The 18580-nt window shown below is 70.0% G+C and carries 17 protein-coding genes; 15 read left to right on the forward strand and 2 right to left on the reverse strand.

Annotation, left to right across the window (positions count from 1 at the left end):
* Nucleotides 1–78: 78 nt before the first annotated feature.
* The 4 genes from ABTZ59_RS06165 (at nucleotide 79) to ABTZ59_RS06180 (ending at nucleotide 4295) form a co-directional block, all read left to right on the forward strand.
* On the forward strand, nucleotides 79–801 hold the full coding sequence (locus ABTZ59_RS06165; protein WP_351391431.1) for an MBL fold metallo-hydrolase: 723 nt from the start codon (nucleotides 79–81) through the stop codon (nucleotides 799–801).
* A gap of 13 nt (nucleotides 802–814) precedes the next feature.
* The gene (gene hisS, locus ABTZ59_RS06170) at nucleotides 815–2077 is read left to right on the forward strand and encodes a histidine--tRNA ligase (RefSeq protein ID WP_351391434.1); all 1263 of its coding nucleotides are present in this window, start codon (nucleotides 815–817) and stop codon (nucleotides 2075–2077) included.
* A 152-nt stretch (nucleotides 2078–2229) separates the two neighbouring features.
* Complete coding sequence (locus ABTZ59_RS06175; RefSeq protein ID WP_351391437.1) at nucleotides 2230–2868, forward strand: vitamin K epoxide reductase family protein; 639 nt, start codon at nucleotides 2230–2232, stop codon at nucleotides 2866–2868.
* A gap of 71 nt (nucleotides 2869–2939) precedes the next feature.
* Nucleotides 2940–4295, forward strand: a complete 1356-nt coding sequence (locus ABTZ59_RS06180; RefSeq protein ID WP_351391442.1) for a replication-associated recombination protein A — start codon at nucleotides 2940–2942, stop codon at nucleotides 4293–4295.
* 5 nt (nucleotides 4296–4300) lie between these two features.
* Here ABTZ59_RS06180 and ABTZ59_RS06185 read toward each other — a convergent pair whose 3' ends face one another.
* Nucleotides 4301–5005 carry a DUF2470 domain-containing protein gene (locus tag ABTZ59_RS06185; RefSeq protein ID WP_351391446.1) on the reverse strand — a complete coding sequence of 235 codons (705 nt, stop codon included), beginning with the start codon at nucleotides 5003–5005 and terminating at the stop codon, nucleotides 4301–4303.
* Nucleotides 5006–5181: 176 nt separating this feature from the next.
* On the opposite strand from ABTZ59_RS06185, the gene rpsD reads away from it, so the two are divergent.
* The gene (gene rpsD, locus ABTZ59_RS06190) at nucleotides 5182–5796 is read left to right on the forward strand and encodes a 30S ribosomal protein S4 (protein WP_249951035.1); all 615 of its coding nucleotides are present in this window, start codon (nucleotides 5182–5184) and stop codon (nucleotides 5794–5796) included.
* An 18-nt stretch (nucleotides 5797–5814) separates the two neighbouring features.
* Here the strand turns inward: rpsD and ABTZ59_RS06195 are convergent, their stop codons facing one another.
* Complete coding sequence (locus ABTZ59_RS06195) at nucleotides 5815–8007, reverse strand: ATP-binding protein (protein WP_351391450.1); 2193 nt, start codon at nucleotides 8005–8007, stop codon at nucleotides 5815–5817.
* Between the two features lie 169 nt (nucleotides 8008–8176).
* Between ABTZ59_RS06195 and ABTZ59_RS06200 the strand changes: the two genes are divergently transcribed.
* From ABTZ59_RS06200 to aroQ, 10 genes are all read left to right on the forward strand, one after another.
* The gene (locus tag ABTZ59_RS06200; protein WP_351391454.1) at nucleotides 8177–8620 is read left to right on the forward strand and encodes a DUF948 domain-containing protein; all 444 of its coding nucleotides are present in this window, start codon (nucleotides 8177–8179) and stop codon (nucleotides 8618–8620) included.
* A 7-nt stretch (nucleotides 8621–8627) separates the two neighbouring features.
* Nucleotides 8628–8951 carry a DUF6167 family protein gene (locus ABTZ59_RS06205; RefSeq protein WP_351391457.1) on the forward strand — a complete coding sequence of 108 codons (324 nt, stop codon included), beginning with the start codon at nucleotides 8628–8630 and terminating at the stop codon, nucleotides 8949–8951.
* A complete protein-coding gene (gene alaS, locus ABTZ59_RS06210; protein ID WP_351391460.1) occupies nucleotides 8951–11620 on the forward strand; it encodes an alanine--tRNA ligase in 2670 nt (889 codons plus the stop codon). Before ABTZ59_RS06205 ends, alaS begins: the two co-directional genes overlap by 1 nt.
* A 6-nt stretch (nucleotides 11621–11626) precedes the next feature.
* Entirely contained in the window at nucleotides 11627–12091 is a 465-nt protein-coding gene (gene ruvX / locus ABTZ59_RS06215) for a Holliday junction resolvase RuvX (RefSeq protein WP_351391463.1), read from the forward strand.
* 123 nt (nucleotides 12092–12214) lie between these two features.
* Nucleotides 12215–14077, forward strand: coding sequence for an endolytic transglycosylase MltG (gene mltG / locus ABTZ59_RS06220; protein WP_351391466.1), 1863 nt, complete (start codon nucleotides 12215–12217; stop codon nucleotides 14075–14077).
* Nucleotides 14074–14973, forward strand: coding sequence for a shikimate dehydrogenase (locus ABTZ59_RS06225; RefSeq protein ID WP_351391469.1), 900 nt, complete (start codon nucleotides 14074–14076; stop codon nucleotides 14971–14973). The genes mltG and ABTZ59_RS06225 overlap by 4 nt, the downstream gene beginning before the upstream one ends.
* A gap of 165 nt (nucleotides 14974–15138) precedes the next feature.
* Nucleotides 15139–16323, forward strand: coding sequence for a chorismate synthase (gene aroC, locus ABTZ59_RS06230; protein ID WP_351391472.1), 1185 nt, complete (start codon nucleotides 15139–15141; stop codon nucleotides 16321–16323).
* 83 nt (nucleotides 16324–16406) lie between these two features.
* Nucleotides 16407–16931 carry a shikimate kinase gene (locus tag ABTZ59_RS06235; RefSeq protein ID WP_351391730.1) on the forward strand — a complete coding sequence of 175 codons (525 nt, stop codon included), beginning with the start codon at nucleotides 16407–16409 and terminating at the stop codon, nucleotides 16929–16931.
* On the forward strand, nucleotides 16928–18022 hold the full coding sequence (aroB, locus tag ABTZ59_RS06240) for a 3-dehydroquinate synthase (RefSeq protein ID WP_351391474.1): 1095 nt from the start codon (nucleotides 16928–16930) through the stop codon (nucleotides 18020–18022). The genes ABTZ59_RS06235 and aroB overlap by 4 nt, the downstream gene beginning before the upstream one ends.
* Nucleotides 18019–18459, forward strand: a complete 441-nt coding sequence (aroQ, locus tag ABTZ59_RS06245; protein ID WP_249951024.1) for a type II 3-dehydroquinate dehydratase — start codon at nucleotides 18019–18021, stop codon at nucleotides 18457–18459. Before aroB ends, aroQ begins: the two co-directional genes overlap by 4 nt.
* Nucleotides 18460–18580 lie beyond the last annotated feature (121 nt).

Below are 18580 nucleotides of genomic sequence, written 5' to 3' on the forward strand. Positions count from 1 at the left end.
GGGTTCGCTGTGGCTTGAGGACCGCCGGTAGTCTCTGAACTGCTGCATTCTCCCGACGGACGACATATAAGGACGATCGTGCTCATTGCCGGGTTCCCCGCCGGGGCCTGGGGGACCAATTGCTATCTGGTCGCCCCCGCCGCGGGCGAGGAGTGCGTGATCATCGACCCGGGCCACCAGGCCGCTCAGGGCGTCGAGGACGCGGTGCGCAAGCACCGGCTCAAGCCCGTCGCCGTCATCCTGACCCATGGGCACATCGACCATGTCGCCTCGGTCGTCCCCGTGTGCGGGGCACATGACGTACCGGCATGGATCCACCCCGCGGACCGCTACATGATGAGCGACCCGGAGAAGGGCATCGGCCGCTCGATCGGGATGCCGTTGCTGGGCGAGCTGACCGTGGGCGAGCCGGACGAGATCCAGGAGCTGACCGACGGCGCCGAACTGCGGCTGGCGGGCCTGGAGTTCACCGTCGCGCACGCGCCGGGCCATACCAAGGGGTCGGTGACGTTCGGAACGCCAGAGGCGGTCGGTGGCGCGGATGTCCCGCCGGTCCTCTTCTCGGGCGATCTGCTCTTCGCCGGCTCCATCGGACGCACCGATCTGCCCGGTGGCGACCACACCGAGATGACGGAGTCGCTGGCACGGGTGTGCCTGCCGCTCGACGATTCGACCGTGGTGCTGTCCGGACACGGCCCCCAGACGACCATCGGCCGCGAGCGCGCCACCAACCCCTACCTCAGGGAACTGGCCGCCGGCCACGGAAGCGGCCCGACCGCCGCACCGCGACGAGGAATGTGAAGCACCGATCTCCATGAGCACCTTCCAGGCCCCCAAGGGCACCTACGATCTGATTCCGCCCGCCTCGGCGGTCTATCTCGCGGTGCGCGAGGCCATCTCCGCGCCGCTGAGGAACTCCGGCTACGGCTATGTCGAGACGCCCGGTTTCGAGAACGTCGAGCTGTTCGCGCGCGGGGTCGGCGAGTCCACCGACATCGTCTCCAAGGAGATGTACGCCTTCGAGACCAAGGGCGGCGACAAGCTGGCGCTGCGCCCCGAGGGCACCGCTTCCGTGCTGCGCGCCGCGCTGGAGGCCAATCTGCACAAGGCCGGGAATCTGCCGGTCAAGCTCTGGTACTCCGGCTCGTACTACCGCTACGAACGCCCGCAGAAGGGCCGCTACCGTCACTTCTCGCAGGTGGGGGCGGAGGCGATCGGCACGGAGGACCCCGCGCTCGACGCCGAACTGATCATCCTGGCCGACCAGGCGTACCGCTCCCTGGGGCTGCGCGACTTCCGCATCCTGCTCAACTCGCTGGGCGACAAGGAGTGCCGCCCCGTCTACCGCGAGGCGCTCCAGGGCTTTCTGCGCGGGCTCGACCTGGACGAGGACACCCGTCGGCGCATCGAGATCAACCCGCTGCGGGTGCTCGACGACAAGCGCGCCGACGTACAGAAGCAGCTCGTCGGGGCGCCGATGCTGCGCGACTATCTGTGCGACGCGTGCAAGGCGTACCACGAGGAGGTGCGCGAGCTGCTGACGGCCGCCGGGGTGGCGTACGAGGACGACGAGAAGCTCGTACGCGGTCTCGACTACTACACCAGGACCACCTTCGAGTTCGTCCACGACGGTCTCGGCGCGCAGTCCGCGGTGGGCGGCGGCGGCCGTTACGACGGGCTCTCCGAGATGATCGGCGGCCCGCCGCTCCCGTCCGTCGGCTGGGCGCTCGGCGTGGACCGTACGGTGCTGGCGCTGAAGGCCGAGGGGATCGAGCTCGCTCTGCCCAACGCCACCAGCGTCTTCGCGGTACCGCTCGGCGAGGAGGCGCGGCGGCGGCTGTTCGCCGTTGTCACCGAGCTGCGCAAGGCCGGGGTCCCCGCGGACTTCTCGTACGGCGCGAAGGGCCTCAAGGGCGCCATGAAGAACGCCAACAGGTCCGGTGCCCGCTACACGATCGTCGCGGGCGAGCGCGATCTCGCGGAGGGTGTCGCGCAGCTCAAGGACATGGAGAGCGGCGAGCAGTCGGCGGTGGCTCTCGACGACCTGGTGACGGAGCTGACACAGCGGCTCGGCTGACCGCCCGGAGACGGTGCGGGGCCTGGACGGAGACCGTCCGGGCCCCGCTCTCTTTATGCCGGTCGAACGGTGGGCCCCGGTGCCCGTGCGGCACAATGAGGCTGCCCCGAGGGTCCCCGGGTGCGGGAACTCCCTGAGTGTTGGGAACGGTGATGATGACGAGAGCAGTGGTGGACGACGTCTCCTCCGACCGGGAGGAGGGGACGGCCACGGGCGCGGTCGGCGGCAGCCGGGCGTTCGCGCTCCTGCTGGTCATCACCGGCGCGGCGGGGCTGCTGGCCGCCTGGGTGATCACTCTCGACAAGTTCAAGCTGCTGGCAGACCCGAACTTCACCCCCGGATGCAGCCTGAACCCGGTGGTCTCCTGCGGCAACATCATGAAGAGCGACCAGGCGTCGGTCTTCGGCTTCCCGAACCCGATGCTCGGACTCGTCACCTATGCCGTGGTGATCTCCATCGGGGTCGGACTGCTCGCCGGGGCGCGCTACCGGCGCTGGTTCTGGCTCGGGCTGAACGCGGGCACCCTCTTCGGGGTCGGATTCTGCACCTGGCTCCAGTACCAGTCGCTGTACACCATCAACTCGCTCTGCCTGTGGTGCTGCCTGGCCTGGGTCGCCACGATCCTGATGTTCTGGTACGTGACGTCCCACAACATCCGCCACGGCGTGCTGCCCGCGCCGCCTTGGCTGCGCGGTTTCCTGAGCGAGTTCACCTGGGTGCTGCCCGTGCTGCACATCGGGATCATCGGGATGCTCATCCTGACCCGCTGGTGGGACTTCTGGACCGGCTGAGGTCACCGTGGCCGGGGGCCCCGATCCCCGACGGCGACGGCGCTGTCAGTGGTCTGGCATAGGCTTCACGCGTGGAGCCCGACCTCTTTACCGCAGCGGCGGAAGACCGCCAGGAGAAGGACCCGTCCAGCAGCCCGCTGGCCGTCCGGATGCGCCCGCGCGTCCTCGACGAGGTCGTCGGACAGAGCCATCTGCTGAAGCCGGGATCGCCGCTGCGCAGACTGGTGGGGGAGGGCAACGGCGGCCCCGCCGGTCCTTCGTCCGTGATCCTCTGGGGCCCGCCGGGCACGGGCAAGACGACCCTCGCGTATGTCGTCTCCAAGGCGACGAACAAGCGGTTCGTGGAGCTGTCCGCGATCACCGCGGGCGTCAAGGAGGTCAGGGCCGTCATCGACGGGGCCCGCCGCGCGGCCGGTGGCTTCGGCAAGGAGACCGTCCTCTTCCTCGACGAGATCCACCGCTTCAGCAAGGCCCAGCAGGACTCCCTGCTGCCCGCCGTCGAGAACCGCTGGGTCACGCTCATCGCCGCCACCACCGAGAATCCGTACTTCTCGGTGATCTCCCCGCTCCTCTCCCGCTCCCTGCTGCTCACGCTGGAGCGGCTCACCGACGACGATCTGCGCGGACTGCTGCGGCGGGCGCTCGCCGAGGAGCGCGGCCTCGGCGGCGCGGTCACCCTCCCCGACGACGCCGAGGCGCATCTGCTGCGGATCGCGGGGGGCGACGCCCGGCGCGCGCTGACGGCGCTGGAGGCGGCGGCCGGCGCCGCGATCGACAAGAGCGAGCAGGAGATCAGCCTCCGGACCGTGGAGGAGACCGTCGACCGGGCGGCGGTGGCCTACGACCGTGAGGGCGATCAGCACTACGACGTGGCGAGCGCGCTCATCAAATCCATCCGGGGCTCCGACGTGGACGCGGCGCTGCACTATCTGGCCCGGATGATCGAGGCGGGGGAGGACCCCCGGTTCATCGCCAGACGGCTGATGATCTCGGCGAGCGAGGACATCGGTCTGGCCGATCCGGCCGCCCTGCCGATCGCGGTCGCCGCCGCCCAGGCCGTGGCCATGATCGGTTTCCCGGAGGCCGCCCTCACCCTGAGCCATGCCACCATCGCGCTCGCGCTGGCCCCCAAGTCGAACGCGGCCACGACCGCCATCTCCGCGGCCCTGGAGGATGTGAAGAAGGGGCTGGCGGGGCCGGTCCCCGCGCATCTGCGCGACGGCCACTACAAGGGCGCGGCCAAGCTCGGCCATGCCCAGGGCTATATCTATCCGCACGATGTGCCGGGCGGGATCGCGGCCCAGCGGTATCTCCCGGACGAGGTGCGGGGCAGGCGCTACTACGAGCCCACGCGGTACGGCGCGGAGGCGCGCTACGCCGATGTGGTCGACAAGGTGCGCGAGCGGCTGCGTGGGGACGGCGTCTGAGCCGGCTATCCGGCGGCCGCGTCGAAGAGCGTGTGCATCGCGTACCGCAGCTCGTTGACGTTCCGCACCGGGTCGGGGAAGTCGAAGCGGGCGTCGAAGCACCGCACTCCGGTGAAGCGCACCCGTAGCCCGAAGCGGTCGAGCGCGACAGGTACGGCGACGGTCCCGGCGGCGGTCCCGGCCGCCGGGGAGCCCCCGGCCCGCTCGCCGAGCAGCCCGCGCAGCGACTGGACCTCCGCGCTGTGGGCGGAGTGCAGATGCTGGAGCAGTTCCGCCTCGTGCTCCACCAGCGGATCGGCCACGGCCGACGCGAAGTCCTCCGGCTCCACCGTCGCCACGCCCCAGAGATCGTCCACACCCACCTCGCCGACCTCCAGACGCAGCGTCATCAGCCCGGGCTCCGCCCCGCCGGGTGCGCGGGTGAGCCAGCCGGAGAGCCAGGCCCGGCCCCGGATACGGTGGGGTACGGACACGGGCGCGACGTCCGTGATCTCCAGCACCGCGGTCAGCTCGTCGTCCTGCGCGTGCGCCGCGGCGCGTACGGCGGGGGAGTCGGCGGGGAACGCGAGAAACACCTCGCCGTCCGGTCCGACGCTCCGGGTGTCGGGCATCAGCTGGTGAGGCTTGGCCCCGTCCAGGCCCGGAATGATCAGTACTGCCGAGCATGTACTCTGTACGAGAGTTCGTGTGCGCTCGGCTGCTGACGGCATCCGATCGATTTCAAGCCCGCTGGGACGCGGCTGACCATGAGCTGATCGGACCTCCGTCGAATCGTCGCTCTGTGCGCCGAGGCTGTCTGTGATGCGCGTGGTGTTCCCAGGGCGAGACATGCGATCTCCTTAAGTAAGGTGAGCCTAACCTAACCTACAACGGAGGTCTGGAGAACGTGCCTAACCAGTCGCGTCCCAAGGTCAAGAAGTCTCGCGCGCTCGGTATCGCGCTGACGCCGAAGGCCGTCAAGTACTTCGAGGCCCGTCCCTACCCGCCGGGCGAGCACGGCCGTGGACGCAAGCAGAACAGTGACTACAAGGTCCGTCTGCTGGAGAAGCAGCGCCTGCGTGCCCAGTACGACATCAGCGAGCGCCAGATGGCCCGTGCCTACGACCGCGCCCGCAAGGCCGAGGGCAAGACGGGTGAGGCCCTGGTCGTCGAGCTGGAGCGCCGCCTCGACGCGCTCGTCCTGCGGTCGGGCATCGCCCGCACCATCTACCAGGCCCGCCAGATGGTCGTGCACGGCCACATCGAGGTCAACGGTGGCAAGGTCGACAAGCCGTCGTTCCGCGTCCGTCCCGACGACGTCGTGATGGTCCGCGAGCGCAGCCGCGACAAGGTCCCCTTCCAGGTCGCGCGCGAGGGTGGCTACGACACGGACGGCGAGACCCCGCGTTACCTTCAGGTCAACCTGAAGGCCCTGGCGTTCCGTCTGGACCGTGACCCGCAGCGCAAGGAGATCCCGGTCATCTGCGACGAGCAGCTGGTCGTCGAGTACTACGCCCGCTGATCCGGACACCACCCGGCTTCAGGCGTCTCGGCCCGCCGCTTCCCCGCCCCGCGTGGGGGAGCCGGCGGGCCTCCGCGTTTTCCGGGCCGGCCGGGAGGCCCCCGGCTGATGCGGGGGCCCGGCGGCGGGCCGGCGCTCGGCGAGCGCACGCTCCACGGCCGCGCTGATCGACAGCCCGAGCCCTTCGCCCTGGCATGCCGCGTACCGCTCCGTACCCAGCGCCTCGCTCGCGCGCCGCTCGCACAGCGCGCGCGGCGCACCGAAGAAACCGGAGCCGAACAGCTTCGGGCCGACCGACTCCCACAGCCGGCTCGCGGCCCCCTGGAGCACCGCGGCCTCCGCCGGATCGCCCTCGCTCGCCGTCACCAGCGCCAACAGCTCGACGGCCAGTACCAGACCCACCAGATCGTTGAAACCATGGTGGATGGTGATCGACTCCGTGGCCAGCGCCCGCGCCTCGGCGTGCGCGTCGCGCGTCCAGGCCGCGTAGGCCAGCACATACAGCGCGTACGCCCGGGCCCAGCGCTCGCCGCTGTCCTCGCAGATCTCGCGGACCTCCACGCACAGGGCGACGGCCGCCTCCAGATCGTCCTGGAAGATCAGTGACATGGCCAGCTCGACCTGGCCCATCAGCACATTGCTGTTCAGCTCGCCCAGTTCCCGGTATGTGTCGAGCGCCGAGCGCAACAGCCGTTCGGCGCGCGGCATGTCATCCGTGAGCAGCGCGTGACAGCCCAGCCGGTGCACGGCGTAGGCGCGCGCCAGCGCGTTGCCGGTACGCGCGGCCTCCTCCCGGCACTCGTGCAGGGCGCCCACCGCGGCCGTGCTGTCGCCCTGGAGAACCGCCACATAGCCGAGCACCCACAGGGCCTTGAGCCGTGACTCGTCGTACGGGGTGTCCAGCGAGAGGGCCCGGACCAGCCAGTGCCGCCCCTCGGTCAGCCGGCCGCATCCCGCCCAGTAGAACCAGAGCGTGCCCGCCAAATGCTGGCCCAGATGGGCTTCTTCGGGACTCTCCAGACACAGTTCGAGCGCCGCGCGCAGATTGGGCAGCGCGCTCTCCGTGCCGGCCGCCACATCGGACTGGCGCGCGCTGAACCAGTCGAGCTCGTACCAGGTCGCCAGCCCCATGTACCAGTCGCGGTGCCGGCGGCGCATCCGGTCGGTGTCCTCCAGGGCCTCCAGCCACTCGGCGCCGTACGCCCTGACCGTGTCCAGCATCCGGTAGCGCGTACCCGCCGGGGTCTCCTCGCGGATGACGAGCGACTGCGAGATCAGCTCGGCGAGTACGTCCAGCACCTCTTCGTCCGGCAGTTCCGGTCCGCCGCACACATACTCGGCGGCTTCCAGATCGAACGGTCCGGCGAAGACCGACAGCCGTGCCCACAGCAGCCGTTCGGCCGGGGTGCACAACTCGTGACTCCAGCCGATCGCGGTCCTGAGCGTCTGATGGCGCGGCGGCGCGCCCCGTCTGCCCGCGGTGAGCACCCGGAAACGGTCCCCGACGCGGTCGAGGATCTGCTCGACGGAGAGGACATGGAGCCGTCCGGCCGCCAGTTCCAGTGCGAGCGGGATCCCGTCGAGGCGCCGGCACAGCTCGGGTACGGCGGCGGGTCCTGCGTCGGCCGGCCGCGGGCCCGGCGAAGCGGCGGCGGCCCGCTCCGTGAAGAGCCGGATCGCGTCCGTCTCCTTCATCGGGGCGAGCGAGAACGTGAGCTCACCGTCCACCCTGAGCGGTCGTCTGCCGACGGCGAGCACTCGCAACTCCGGTGCCCTGAGCAGCAGTTCCCTGACGAGTGTGGCGCAGGCGTCGATCAGCTGCTCGAACCCGTCGATGACCAGCAGCAGTTGACGGGTGGCGAGATGACCGGCGAGCACCCGGCTCGTGGGCCTGCTGCTGTGGTCCGTCAGCCCGAGCGCCTCCACCAGCGCGTGTTCCAGCAGTTCGGGGTCGCGGAGCGCGGAGAGCTCGACGAGCCAAATGCCATCGCAGTAGCGTTTCTTCAGGGCGTCCGCCGCTTTCAGCGCCAGCCGGGTCTTGCCGACTCCGCCGACCCCCACCACCGTGACCAGCCGGGATTCCCCGAGATGCCGCGTCAGGGCGGCCAGCTCGTCGGCGCGCCCCACGAAGCGGTTCAGCTCGGCGGGGAGATTGCCCGGAGCCGGTGCGGGAACGGCCGACGGAGGGCCGGAGCGAAAGGGGCGTCGCATGGGACACGCAGAGTACTCAACTGGCCGCACTCCGTACAATATCTCTCGCCGAACGCCACCCTGGGCCTCGCTAATGCGGTACGGGAGGCGACCCCCGGCGCGATAGGGTCGGAGGACGACTTTCCAGTCGCCTTCCAGATGACCGTCGACGATCAGGGAGCGGTGCGGCGTGACCGGTGGAGAGGTTGCCGGGATCCTGGTGGCCGTGTTCTGGGCCATTCTGGTCTCCTTCCTGGCCGTGGTGCTGGTGAGGCTGGCCCAGACGCTCAAGGCGACCACCAGACTGGTGGCGGAGGTGACCGAACAGGCCGTGCCGCTGCTGGCGGACGCGTCGGCGACGGTCCGTTCCGCGCAGACCCAGCTCGACCGGGTGGACGCGATCGCGACGGACGTCCAGGAAGTCACCTCCAACGCCTCGGCGCTCTCCACGACGGTCGCCTCGACCTTCGGCGGACCGCTGGTCAAGGTCGCGGCGTTCGGCTACGGCGTACGCCAGGCGCTCGGGCGCCGAGCGGTACCCGGCACCGGCACGGCGCCCGAGCCGGCCGTCCGGCGCACGGTCATCGCCGGGCGCACGCTGCCGTCCGCCCGGCGCAGGAAGAAGAAGGGCTGACGCAGCGATGTTCCGCCGTACGTTCTGGTTCACCGCGGGCGCGGCAGCCGGCGTCTGGGCCACCACCAAGGTCCACCGCAAGCTCAAGCAGCTGACCCCGGAGAGCCTTGCCGCCCAGGCCGCGAACAAGGCGATCGACGCCGGGCACAAAGTCAGGGAATTCGCTGTTGACGTCAGGGCGGGAATGGTGCGGCGCGAGGCGGAGCTGGGCGAGGCGCTCGGCCTCGAAGCCCCCCTCGACCCCGCGCTCCCCGCGCCCCGGCGGCTCGCCGCCATCGAGAACCACCACCCGCGTCACTACGACTCGCACAACCGGAATGAGGACCACTGATGGAGTCGGCTGAAATTCGTCGCCGCTGGCTGAGCTTCTTCGAGGAGCGCGGTCACACCGTCGTCCCTTCGGCGTCGCTCATCGCGGACGACCCGACTCTGCTGCTGGTCCCGGCGGGCATGGTGCCCTTCAAGCCGTACTTCCTCGGCGAGGTCAAGCCGCCCGCCCCGCGCGCCACCAGCGTGCAGAAGTGCGTGCGCACACCGGACATCGAAGAGGTCGGCAAGACCACCCGGCACGGCACGTTCTTCCAGATGTGCGGCAACTTCTCCTTCGGCGACTACTTCAAGGAAGGCGCGATCACCTACGCCTGGGAGCTGCTCACCAGCTCCGTGGCCGACGGCGGTTACGGGCTCGACCCGGAGCGTCTGTGGATCACCGTCTACCTCGACGACGACGAGGCCGAGCAGATCTGGCGCGAGAAGATCGGCGTGCCGGCCGAGCGCATCCAGCGGCTGGGCAAGAAGGACAACTACTGGTCCATGGGTGTGCCGGGACCCTGCGGCCCCTGCTCGGAGATCAACTACGACCGAGGCCCCGAATTCGGGATCGAGGGCGGCCCCGCCGTCAACGACGAGCGCTATGTGGAGATCTGGAACCTGGTCTTCATGGAGTTCGAGCGCGGCGAGGGGACCGGCAAGGAGGACTTCGAGATCCTCGGTGAGCTGCCGTCCAAGAACATCGACACCGGTCTCGGCCTCGAACGTCTCGCCATGATCCTCCAGGGCGTACAGAACATGTACGAGACCGACACCCTGCGCGTCGTCATGGACAAGGCCACCGAACTGACCGGGGTGCGCTACGGCGCCGACCACGGCTCGGACGTCTCCCTGCGCGTGGTGGCCGACCACATCCGTACGTCCGCCATGCTCATCGGCGACGGTGTCACCCCCGGCAACGAGGGCCGCGGCTATGTGCTGCGCCGCATCATGCGCCGCGCCATCCGCAATATGCGGCTCCTCGGCGCCACCGAACCGGTCGTCGCCGATCTGATCGACGTGGTCATCAAGACCATGGGGGAGCAGTACCCGGAGCTGGAGACCGACCGCAAGCGCATCGAGACCGTGGCCCTCGCCGAGGAGGCCGCCTTCCTCAAGGCCCTCAAGGGCGGCACGAACATCCTCGACACCGCCGTCACCGAGACCAAGTCCGCCGGCGGCCGGGTGCTCTCCGGCGACAAGGCGTTCCTGCTCCACGACACCTGGGGCTTCCCGATCGATCTCACCCTGGAGATGGCCGCCGAACAGGGCCTCTCCGTGGACGAGGACGGCTTCCGGCGGCTCATGAAGGAGCAGCGGGAGCGGGCCAAGGCCGACGCCAAGGCCAAGAAGTCCGGCCACGCCGACCTCTCCGCCTACCGTGCCGTCGCCGACAACAGCGGCTCCACCGAGTTCACCGGCTACACCTCCACCGCCGGTGAGTCGACCATCGTCGGCCTGCTCGTCGACGGTGTGCCGTCGCCCGCCGCCACCGAGGGCGACGAGGTCGAGATCGTCCTCGACCGCACGCCCTTCTACGCCGAGGGCGGCGGCCAGCTCGCCGACCAGGGCCGGATCAAGCTCGACACCGGTGCCGTCATCCAGGTCCGCGATGTCCAGCAGCCGGTCCCCGGTGTCTCCGTGCACAAGGGTTCCGTGCAGGTCGGCGAGGTGACAGTGGGCTCCTCCGCCTACGCCGCCATCGACACCAACCGCCGCCGCGCCATCGCCCGCGCCCACAGCGCCACGCACCTCACGCACCAGGCGCTGCGTGACGCCCTCGGCCCGACGGCCGCCCAGGCCGGCTCGGAGAACTCGCCGGGCCGCTTCCGCTTCGACTTCGGCTCGCCCGCCGCCGTACCCGGCACGGTCCTCCTCGATGTCGAGCAGAAGATCAATGAGGTCCTGGCCCGCGAGCTGGATGTGCAGGCCGAGGTCATGTCGATCGACGAGGCCAAGAAGCAGGGCGCCATCGCCGAGTTCGGCGAGAAGTACGGCGAGCGCGTCCGTGTCGTCACCATCGGCGACTTCTCCAAGGAGCTGTGCGGCGGTACGCATGTCCACAACACCGCCCAGTTGGGTCTGGTGAAGCTGCTCGGCGAGTCGTCGATCGGCTCCGGGGTGCGGCGTATCGAGGCTCTGGTCGGTGTGGACGCCTACAACTTCCTCGCCAAGGAGCACACCGTCGTCGCCCAGCTCCAGGAGCTGGTCAAGGGCCGTTCCGAGGAACTGCCCGAGAAGATCTCCGGCATGCTGGCCAAGCTGAAGGACGCCGAGAAGGAGATCGAGAAGTTCCGCGCGGAGAAGGTGCTCGCCGCCGCCGCCGGACTCGCCGAGAGCGCCAAGGACGTACGGGGCACGGCGCTGGTCACCGGGCAGGTCCCGGACGGCACCTCGGCCGACGATCTGCGCAAGCTGGTCCTCGATGTCCGGGGCCGTATCCAGGGCGACCGGCCGGTCGTCGTGGCGCTGTTCACCACGGCCAACGGGCGCCCGCTGACGGTCATCGCCACCAATGAGGCCGCCCGAGGACGCGGTCTCAAGGCCGGTGACCTGGTCCGTACCGCCGCCAAGACCCTGGGCGGCGGCGGTGGCGGCAAGCCGGACGTCGCTCAGGGCGGCGGCCAGAACCCGGACGCCATCGGGGACGCCGTCGCCGCCGTGGAACGCCTCGTCACCGAAACGGCCTGACGCCGTATGCGACGCGGACGCCGGCTCGCGATCGATGTCGGGGACGCCCGGATCGGGGTCGCCTCGTGCGACCCCGACGGGATCCTCGCCACACCGGTGGAGACCGTGCCGGGACGCGATGTCCCGGCCGCCCACCGGCGGCTGCGTCAGATCGTCGAGGAGTACGAACCGATCGAGGTGCTGATCGGGCTCCCGCGCTCCCTCAACGGGGGCGAGGGACCGGCCGCGGTAAAGGTACGTACGTTCGCCGACGAGGTGGCGCGGTCCATCGCGCCACTGCCCGTACGACTGGTCGATGAGCGGATGAGCACAGTGACGGCCGGTCAGGGCCTGCGCGCCGCGGGCGTGAAGGCGAAGAAGGGCCGGTCCGTGATCGACCAAATGGCGGCGGTTGTCATTCTCCAGAGCGCGCTTGAGGCCGAACGGGTATCAGGTAATCCTCCCGGCGAGGGCGTCGAAGTGGTCATCTGATCGCGATACGGTAACGTTCCGCGCGATGCGCCAGTGTTCGAACAGTCGGCGCACAGCAAAGAGGCGAAACGGACGCGGTGCCACGGCGCACCGCGATCATCGTCTCGCGGCTCAAGGGGATCGATGACTGACTATGGCCGGGGCTCCGGCTCCGAACCGTGGCACCCAGGGGACCCGTTGTACGGGGACCAGGGGTGGGCGGCACAGCAGGCCACCGACGGCAGCGCTCCCTATGCCGGGCAGCCTCAGCAGCAGTACGCGCAGCAGCCGCACCCGCAGGGGCAGGCACCGTACGGGGCTGGTCAGGACCCGTACCAGCAGCAGTACCACCCGCAGCGAGGTGGGCAGCCGCACTACGAGGGGCACCAGCCGCAGTACGGCGGGCAGCAGTACCACAACCCCCAGTACGGCGAGCCGCAGCAGTCCCACCAGGCCCAGCAGTACGGCGATCAACAGCAGCATCCCCATCATCAGCAGCATGCCCAGCAGCCACAACAGCATGCCCAGCAGCCGCAGCAGCATGCCCAGCAGGCGCGCCAGCCCCATCAGCAGCATCCGCAGCCTCAGTACAACGACCCCCAGTACAACGGCAGTTGGGACAACGGCCAGCAGGCCACCATGCCGTACGGCGGACAGCCCGGTACGTCCTACGACTCGCAGCAGCCCGCCGGCTACGGCGACAACCAGGATTACTACGCCACCTCCGACGCGTATCCGCCGCCACAGCCCCCCGCTCAGCGGCGCGCCGAACCTGAGCCCGCGCCCGACCAGGGTGACGGCTGGGAGGAAGAGCAGCAGAAGGAGACCCACCCCTTCTTCACCGGTGACGGCGGCGACGACGAGGACGCCGAACCGGGCGATGGCCGCCGGGGCGGTGGCAGAGACCGTCGCGGCAAGACGAAGAAGAAGGGCCGCAACGGCGTCGCCTGCGTTGTCGTGGCCGCGGTGCTGGTCGGCGGTGTCGGTGGCGCCGGGTATGTCGGCTATCAGTACTGGCAGCAGAAATTCGGCCCCCCGCCGGACTATGTCGGCACCGGCTCCGGCTCGGTGGAAGTGGTGATTCCGCAGGGCGCGGGCGGATATGAGATCGCCGCGCTCCTGGTGAAACAGGGCGTGGTGAAGAGCCAGCGCGCCTTTGTCTCCGCGCAGCAGGCGAATCCCAAGGGAAATACCATTCAGGCGGGCGTCTACCGGCTCAGCAAGAAAATGTCCGCGGCGAACGCGGTGAAGACAATGCTGAGCCCGAGCAGCCGCAATGCGCTGGTCATTCCCGAGGGCAAGCGCAATGTCTGGGTCTATGAGGAGATCGACAAGCGGCTCGAACTCAAGAAGGGCGAGACCGCCGCTGTCGCCAAGGCGGAGGCGAAGAACCTCGGTCTGCCGAAGTGGGCGAACGACAACAACGAGGTCAAGGACCCGCTGGAGGGTTTCCTCTTCCCCGCGAGCTATCCGGTCGCCAAGGGGATGACGCCCGAGGCCGTCCTCAAGAAGATGGTCGCCCGCGCCAACGCCGAATACGGCAAGCAGGACCTCGCGGGCGAGGCCGAGAAGCTCGGACTGAAATCACCGCTCCAGTTGATCACGGTCGCGAGCCTCGTCCAGGCGGAAGGCAAGTACAAGCACGACTTCGACAAGGTCGCGCGCGTCGTCTACAACCGCCTCCAGCCGGAGAACACGGAGACCGTCGGACGTCTTGAGTTCGACTCCACGGTCAACTACATCAAGGCCCAGAGCAGACTGGATCTCGGTGCGGTCGACGATCTCCGGAAGATCAAGGATCCGTACAACACGTACGACATCAAGGGGCTGCCCCCGGGGCCGATCGGAAATCCGGGCGCCGACGCGCTGAATTCGTCGATCGAGCCGGCGGACGGTCCCTGGTACTACTTCGTCTCGGTCACCTCGGACAAGACGCTCTTCGCCGTCACCAATGAGGAGCACGAGGAGAACCGCCAGCAGTACGAGAAGGAAAGCAAGAAGCCGTGACCAGAAGCCGGCGGGCGGCGGTCCTCGGATCGCCCATCGCCCACTCCCTGTCCCCGGTGCTGCATCGCGCCGCGTACGACGCGCTGGGCCTCGACACCTGGTCGTACGACCGGTTCGAGGTCGGAGAGGTCGGGCTCCCCGGCTTCTTCGAGACGCTGCGGGCAGATCCGTCCTGGGCCGGTCTCTCGCTGACCATGCCGCTCAAGCGGGCCGTGATCCCGCTGCTGGACGAGATCACCGGCACCGCCGCGTCGGTGGAGGCGGTCAATACCGTCGTCTTCGGCGACGACGGCCGGCGTACCGGCGACAACACCGATATCCCCGGCATGATCGCCGCGCTGCGGGAGCGTGGCGTCGAGAAGGTGGAGTCCGCGGCGATCCTCGGCGCGGGCGCGACCGCCTCGTCCGCCGTCGCGGCGCTTTCCCTGATCTGCACGGGCCCGGTCACCGCGTACGTACGCAGTGAGACCCGCGCGGCCGAGATGCGCGGCTGGGCCGAGCGGCTCGCCGTCGATGTCCGGATCGCCGACTGGGCGGAGGCGGACCGGGCTCTGCGCGCCCCTCTCGTGATCGCCACCACCCCGGCCGGTGCCACCGACGAGCTGACCGCCGCCGTCCCCGCCGGGGCCGGAACGCTCTTCGACGTGCTGTACGAGCCCTGGCCGACACCGCTCGCGGCGGCCTGGGAGAAGCACGACGGGGCGGTCATCGGCGGGCTCGATCTGCTGGTGCACCAAGCGGTGCTCCAGGTGGAACTGATGACGGGCCGCTCACCGGGGCCGCTCGCCGCCATGCGGGCGGCGGGAAACGCCGCGCTCGGCGGGAACGGGGAGGCCACCGGATCGTCCTCGCCCCCGTCCCCGTCGTCCTCTCCGTCCCCGTCCTCCTCTTCCTGACGAGCGGGCGCTCCGTCCGGCAGGCCCCTCTCCGCGCTTCTTTGTCCGCGTATCGGACCGTGTCGTCGGTCGGCCTCCCGGCCGTGGGAGGATCGGACAAGGCGGGCCAGGGCCGCGCACCCGGTCGTGCCGCTGCAGTTCCGGGCGCGAGTATGAGGAGCACCGTTGAGCAGGTTGCGCTGGCTGACCGCGGGGGAGTCCCACGGCCCCGCACTCGTGGCGACGCTGGAGGGACTTCCCGCCGGTGTGCCCATCACCACGGAGATGGTGGCGGACCACCTGGCCCGGCGGCGCCTCGGCTATGGGCGCGGTGCCCGGATGAAGTTCGAGCGCGACGAGGTCACCTTCCTCGGCGGTGTACGGCACGGTCTGACCATGGGATCACCCGTCGCGATCATGGTGGGCAACACCGAGTGGCCCAAGTGGGAACAGGTCATGGCGGCCGATCCGGTCGACCCCGAGGTGCTGGCGGGACTGGCCCGTAACGAGCCGCTGACCAGGCCCCGGCCCGGCCACGCCGATCTCGCCGGGATGCAGAAGTACGGCTTCGACGAGGCCCGGCCGGTCCTGGAGCGGGCGAGCGCGCGGGAGACCGCCGCTCGGGTCGCGCTCGGCGCGGTGGCGCGTTCGTATCTGAAGGAGACGGCCGGGATCGAGATCGTGTCCCATGTCGTCGAGCTGGCCACGGCCAAGGCCCCGTACGGCGTGTACCCGGTGCCCTCCGATGTGGCGAAGCTGGACGCGGACCCGGTGCGCTGTCTGGACGCGGACGCGAGCGAGGCGATGGTCGCGGAGATCGACCAGGCACACAAGGACGGCGACACCCTCGGCGGCGTGGTCGAGGTGCTCGCGTACGGAGTGCCCGTCGGCCTCGGCTCGCACGTGCACTGGGACCGCAGGCTCGACGCGCGCCTCGCCGCCGCCCTGATGGGTATTCAGGCGATCAAGGGCGTCGAGATCGGCGACGGCTTCGGACTGGCACGGGTGCCGGGATCGCAGGCGCATGACGAGATCGTGGCGACCGACGACGGCATCAGGCGCGCGTCCGGCCGCTCCGGCGGCACCGAGGGCGGGCTGACGACCGGTGAACTGCTGCGGGTGCGGGCCGCGATGAAGCCCATCGCGACCGTGCCACGCGCGCTGGCCACCGTCGATGTGGTCACCGGTGAGGCGACGAAGGCGCACCACCAGCGCTCCGACGTGTGTGCCGTGCCGGCCGCCGGCATCGTCGCCGAGGCCATGGTCGCGCTGACCCTCGCGGACGCGGTCGCCGAGAAGTTCGGCGGCGACAGCGTGCCCGAGACACGGCGCAATGTCCGCTCGTACCTCGACAACCTCCGGATCCGATGAGCGGGCCGGATCCGGTGAGGGAGGCGGCTTCGGTGAAGAGGGCGGATCGGGTGAGCGCACCGGTCATCGTGCTGGTAGGGCCGATGGGGGTCGGCAAGTCCACCGTCGGTGAGCTGCTCGCCGAGCGTCTGGGCACCGGCTTCCGCGACAGCGACGCCGATATCGTCGCGGCCCAGGGACGGTCGATCGCGGACATCTTCGTGGACGAGGGCGAGCCGCGCTTCCGTGAGCTGGAGCACGAGGCGGTGGGGCGGGCGATCGCCGAGCACGGGGGCGTACTGGCTCTGGGCGGCGGCGCGGTCCTCGACGCCGCCACGCGGGAACTGCTCGCCGGGCTCCCCGTCGTCTATCTGTCGATGGAGGTCGGTGAGGCCGTCAAGCGGGTCGGGCTGAACGTCGCCCGCCCGCTGCTGGCCGTCAACCCCCGCCAGCAGTGGAAGACGCTGATGGAGGCCCGCCGCCATCACTACACGGATGTGGCCCGGGTGGTGGTCCCGACCGACGACCGCACCCCCGAAGAGGTCGCCGAGGCCGTCCTCGACGCGCTGGAGCTCAAGCACCTCCCGGCAGAAGAACCCCGGACCCCCGGCAAGGAGAACCCCGCATGACGGACCAGACAGTCACCCGTATCCAGGTCGGCGGCACCGCCGGACACGACCCGTACGAGGTGCTGGTCGGCCGGCAGCTGCTGGGGGAGTTGCCCGCGCTCGTCGGCCCGAAGGCCAAGCGGGTCGCGGTCGTGCACCCGGAGGCGCTGGAGGGTACGGGCGAGGCACTGCGCCAGGATCTCGCGGACCAGGGGTACGAGGCCGTCGCGATCCAGGTGCCCAACGCCGAGGAGGCCAAGACCGTCGAGGTCGCGGCGTACTGCTGGAAGGCGCTCGGGCAGACCGGCTTCACCCGTACCGATGTGATCATCGGTGTCGGCGGTGGGGCCACCACCGACCTGGCCGGGTTCGTCGCCGCGACCTGGCTGCGCGGGGTGCGCTGGATCGCCGTACCGACCACGGTGCTCGCCATGGTCGACGCGGCGGTGGGCGGCAAGACCGGTATCAACACCGCCGAGGGCAAGAACCTCGTCGGCGCCTTCCACCCGCCCGCCGGGGTGCTGTGCGACCTCGCCGCGCTGGACTCGCTGGGCGTCCACGACTACGTCAGCGGCATGGCCGAGGTCATCAAGGCGGGTTTCATCGCGGACCCGGCCATTCTCGATCTCGTCGAGTCCGACCCGGAGGGCGCGCGTACGCCCTCCGGCCCGCACACCGCCGAGCTGATCGAGCGCTCGATCCGGGTGAAGGCCGAGGTCGTCTCCAACGACCTCAAGGAATCCGGGCTGCGCGAGATCCTGAACTACGGCCACACCCTCGCCCACGCGATCGAGAAGAACGAACGCTACAAGTGGCGGCACGGCGCCGCGGTCTCCGTCGGCATGGTCTTCGCCGCGGAGCTGGGCCGGCTCGCCGGCCGGCTGGACGACGCGACCGCGGACCGGCACCGCTCCGTACTGGAGTCCGTCGGGCTGCCGCTGACCTACCGCGGTGACCAGTGGCCCAAGCTGCTGGAGACGATGAGGGTCGACAAGAAGTCCCGCGGCGATCTGCTGCGCTTCATCGTGCTGGACGGGCTCGCCAAGCCGACCGTCCTGGAGGGTCCCGACCCGGCGGTGCTGCTCGCCGCGTACGGGGAGGTGTCGGCGTGAGCCGACGGGTCCTCGTACTCAACGGCCCCAATCTCGGCCGTCTCGGCTCGCGCGAGCCCGATGTCTACGGCGCGACCTCGTACGCGGGTCTGGTGGACGCCTGCCGTGAGCTCGGCAAGGAGCTCGGCTTCGAGGTCGACGTCCGTGAGACGAACGACGAGGGGGAGATGATCCGCTGGCTGCACGAGGCCGCGGACGGTTCAATTCCGGTCGTTCTCAACCCCGGTGCGTTCACCCACTACTCGTACGGAATGCGGGACGCGGCAGCTCAGCGCACCGCGCCGCTCATCGAGGTGCATATCTCGAATCCGTACGCACGGGAGGAATTCCGCCACACGTCGGTGGTCGCGGCCGTCGCCAGCGGTACGGTCGCGGGCTTCGGTATCGGCTCGTACCGGCTCGCCCTTCGGGCACTGGCGGAGGAAGTGTCCGGCTGACGGGGCACTGTTGGCGCGCCCGGGCCGTTGCCAGTGTGGCGGCCGGGGGCGGTACCGTTCGGTAGCGCGCGGCCGACAGGGCAGGGAGTCGCCGACCAGCGTCAGTCGCACGAGACGGAGT

Source organism: Streptomyces sp. NPDC094034, assembly GCF_040303865.1.
In the GTDB taxonomy this organism is placed as follows: Bacteria; Actinomycetota; Actinomycetes; order Streptomycetales; family Streptomycetaceae; genus Streptomyces.

What these genes read in the sequence shown, in the direction of transcription:
- hisS (WP_351391434.1), top strand. Translation starts at nt 815, where the DNA reads ATGAGCACCTTCCAGGCCCCCAAGGGCACCTACGATCTGATTCCGCCC.
- ABTZ59_RS06175 (WP_351391437.1), top strand. Translation starts at nt 2,230, where the DNA reads ATGATGACGAGAGCAGTGGTGGACGACGTCTCCTCCGACCGGGAGGAG.
- ABTZ59_RS06185 (WP_351391446.1), bottom strand. Translation starts at nt 5,005, where the DNA reads ATGCCGTCAGCAGCCGAGCGCACACGAACTCTCGTACAGAGTACATGC.
- ABTZ59_RS06195 (WP_351391450.1), bottom strand. Translation starts at nt 8,007, where the DNA reads ATGCGACGCCCCTTTCGCTCCGGCCCTCCGTCGGCCGTTCCCGCACCG.
- ABTZ59_RS06205 (WP_351391457.1), top strand. Translation starts at nt 8,628, where the DNA reads ATGTTCCGCCGTACGTTCTGGTTCACCGCGGGCGCGGCAGCCGGCGTC.
- alaS (WP_351391460.1), top strand. Translation starts at nt 8,951, where the DNA reads ATGGAGTCGGCTGAAATTCGTCGCCGCTGGCTGAGCTTCTTCGAGGAG.
- ruvX (WP_351391463.1), top strand. Translation starts at nt 11,627, where the DNA reads ATGCGACGCGGACGCCGGCTCGCGATCGATGTCGGGGACGCCCGGATC.
- mltG (WP_351391466.1), top strand. Translation starts at nt 12,215, where the DNA reads ATGACTGACTATGGCCGGGGCTCCGGCTCCGAACCGTGGCACCCAGGG.
- ABTZ59_RS06235 (WP_351391730.1), top strand. Translation starts at nt 16,407, where the DNA reads ATGGGGGTCGGCAAGTCCACCGTCGGTGAGCTGCTCGCCGAGCGTCTG.
- aroB (WP_351391474.1), top strand. Translation starts at nt 16,928, where the DNA reads ATGACGGACCAGACAGTCACCCGTATCCAGGTCGGCGGCACCGCCGGA.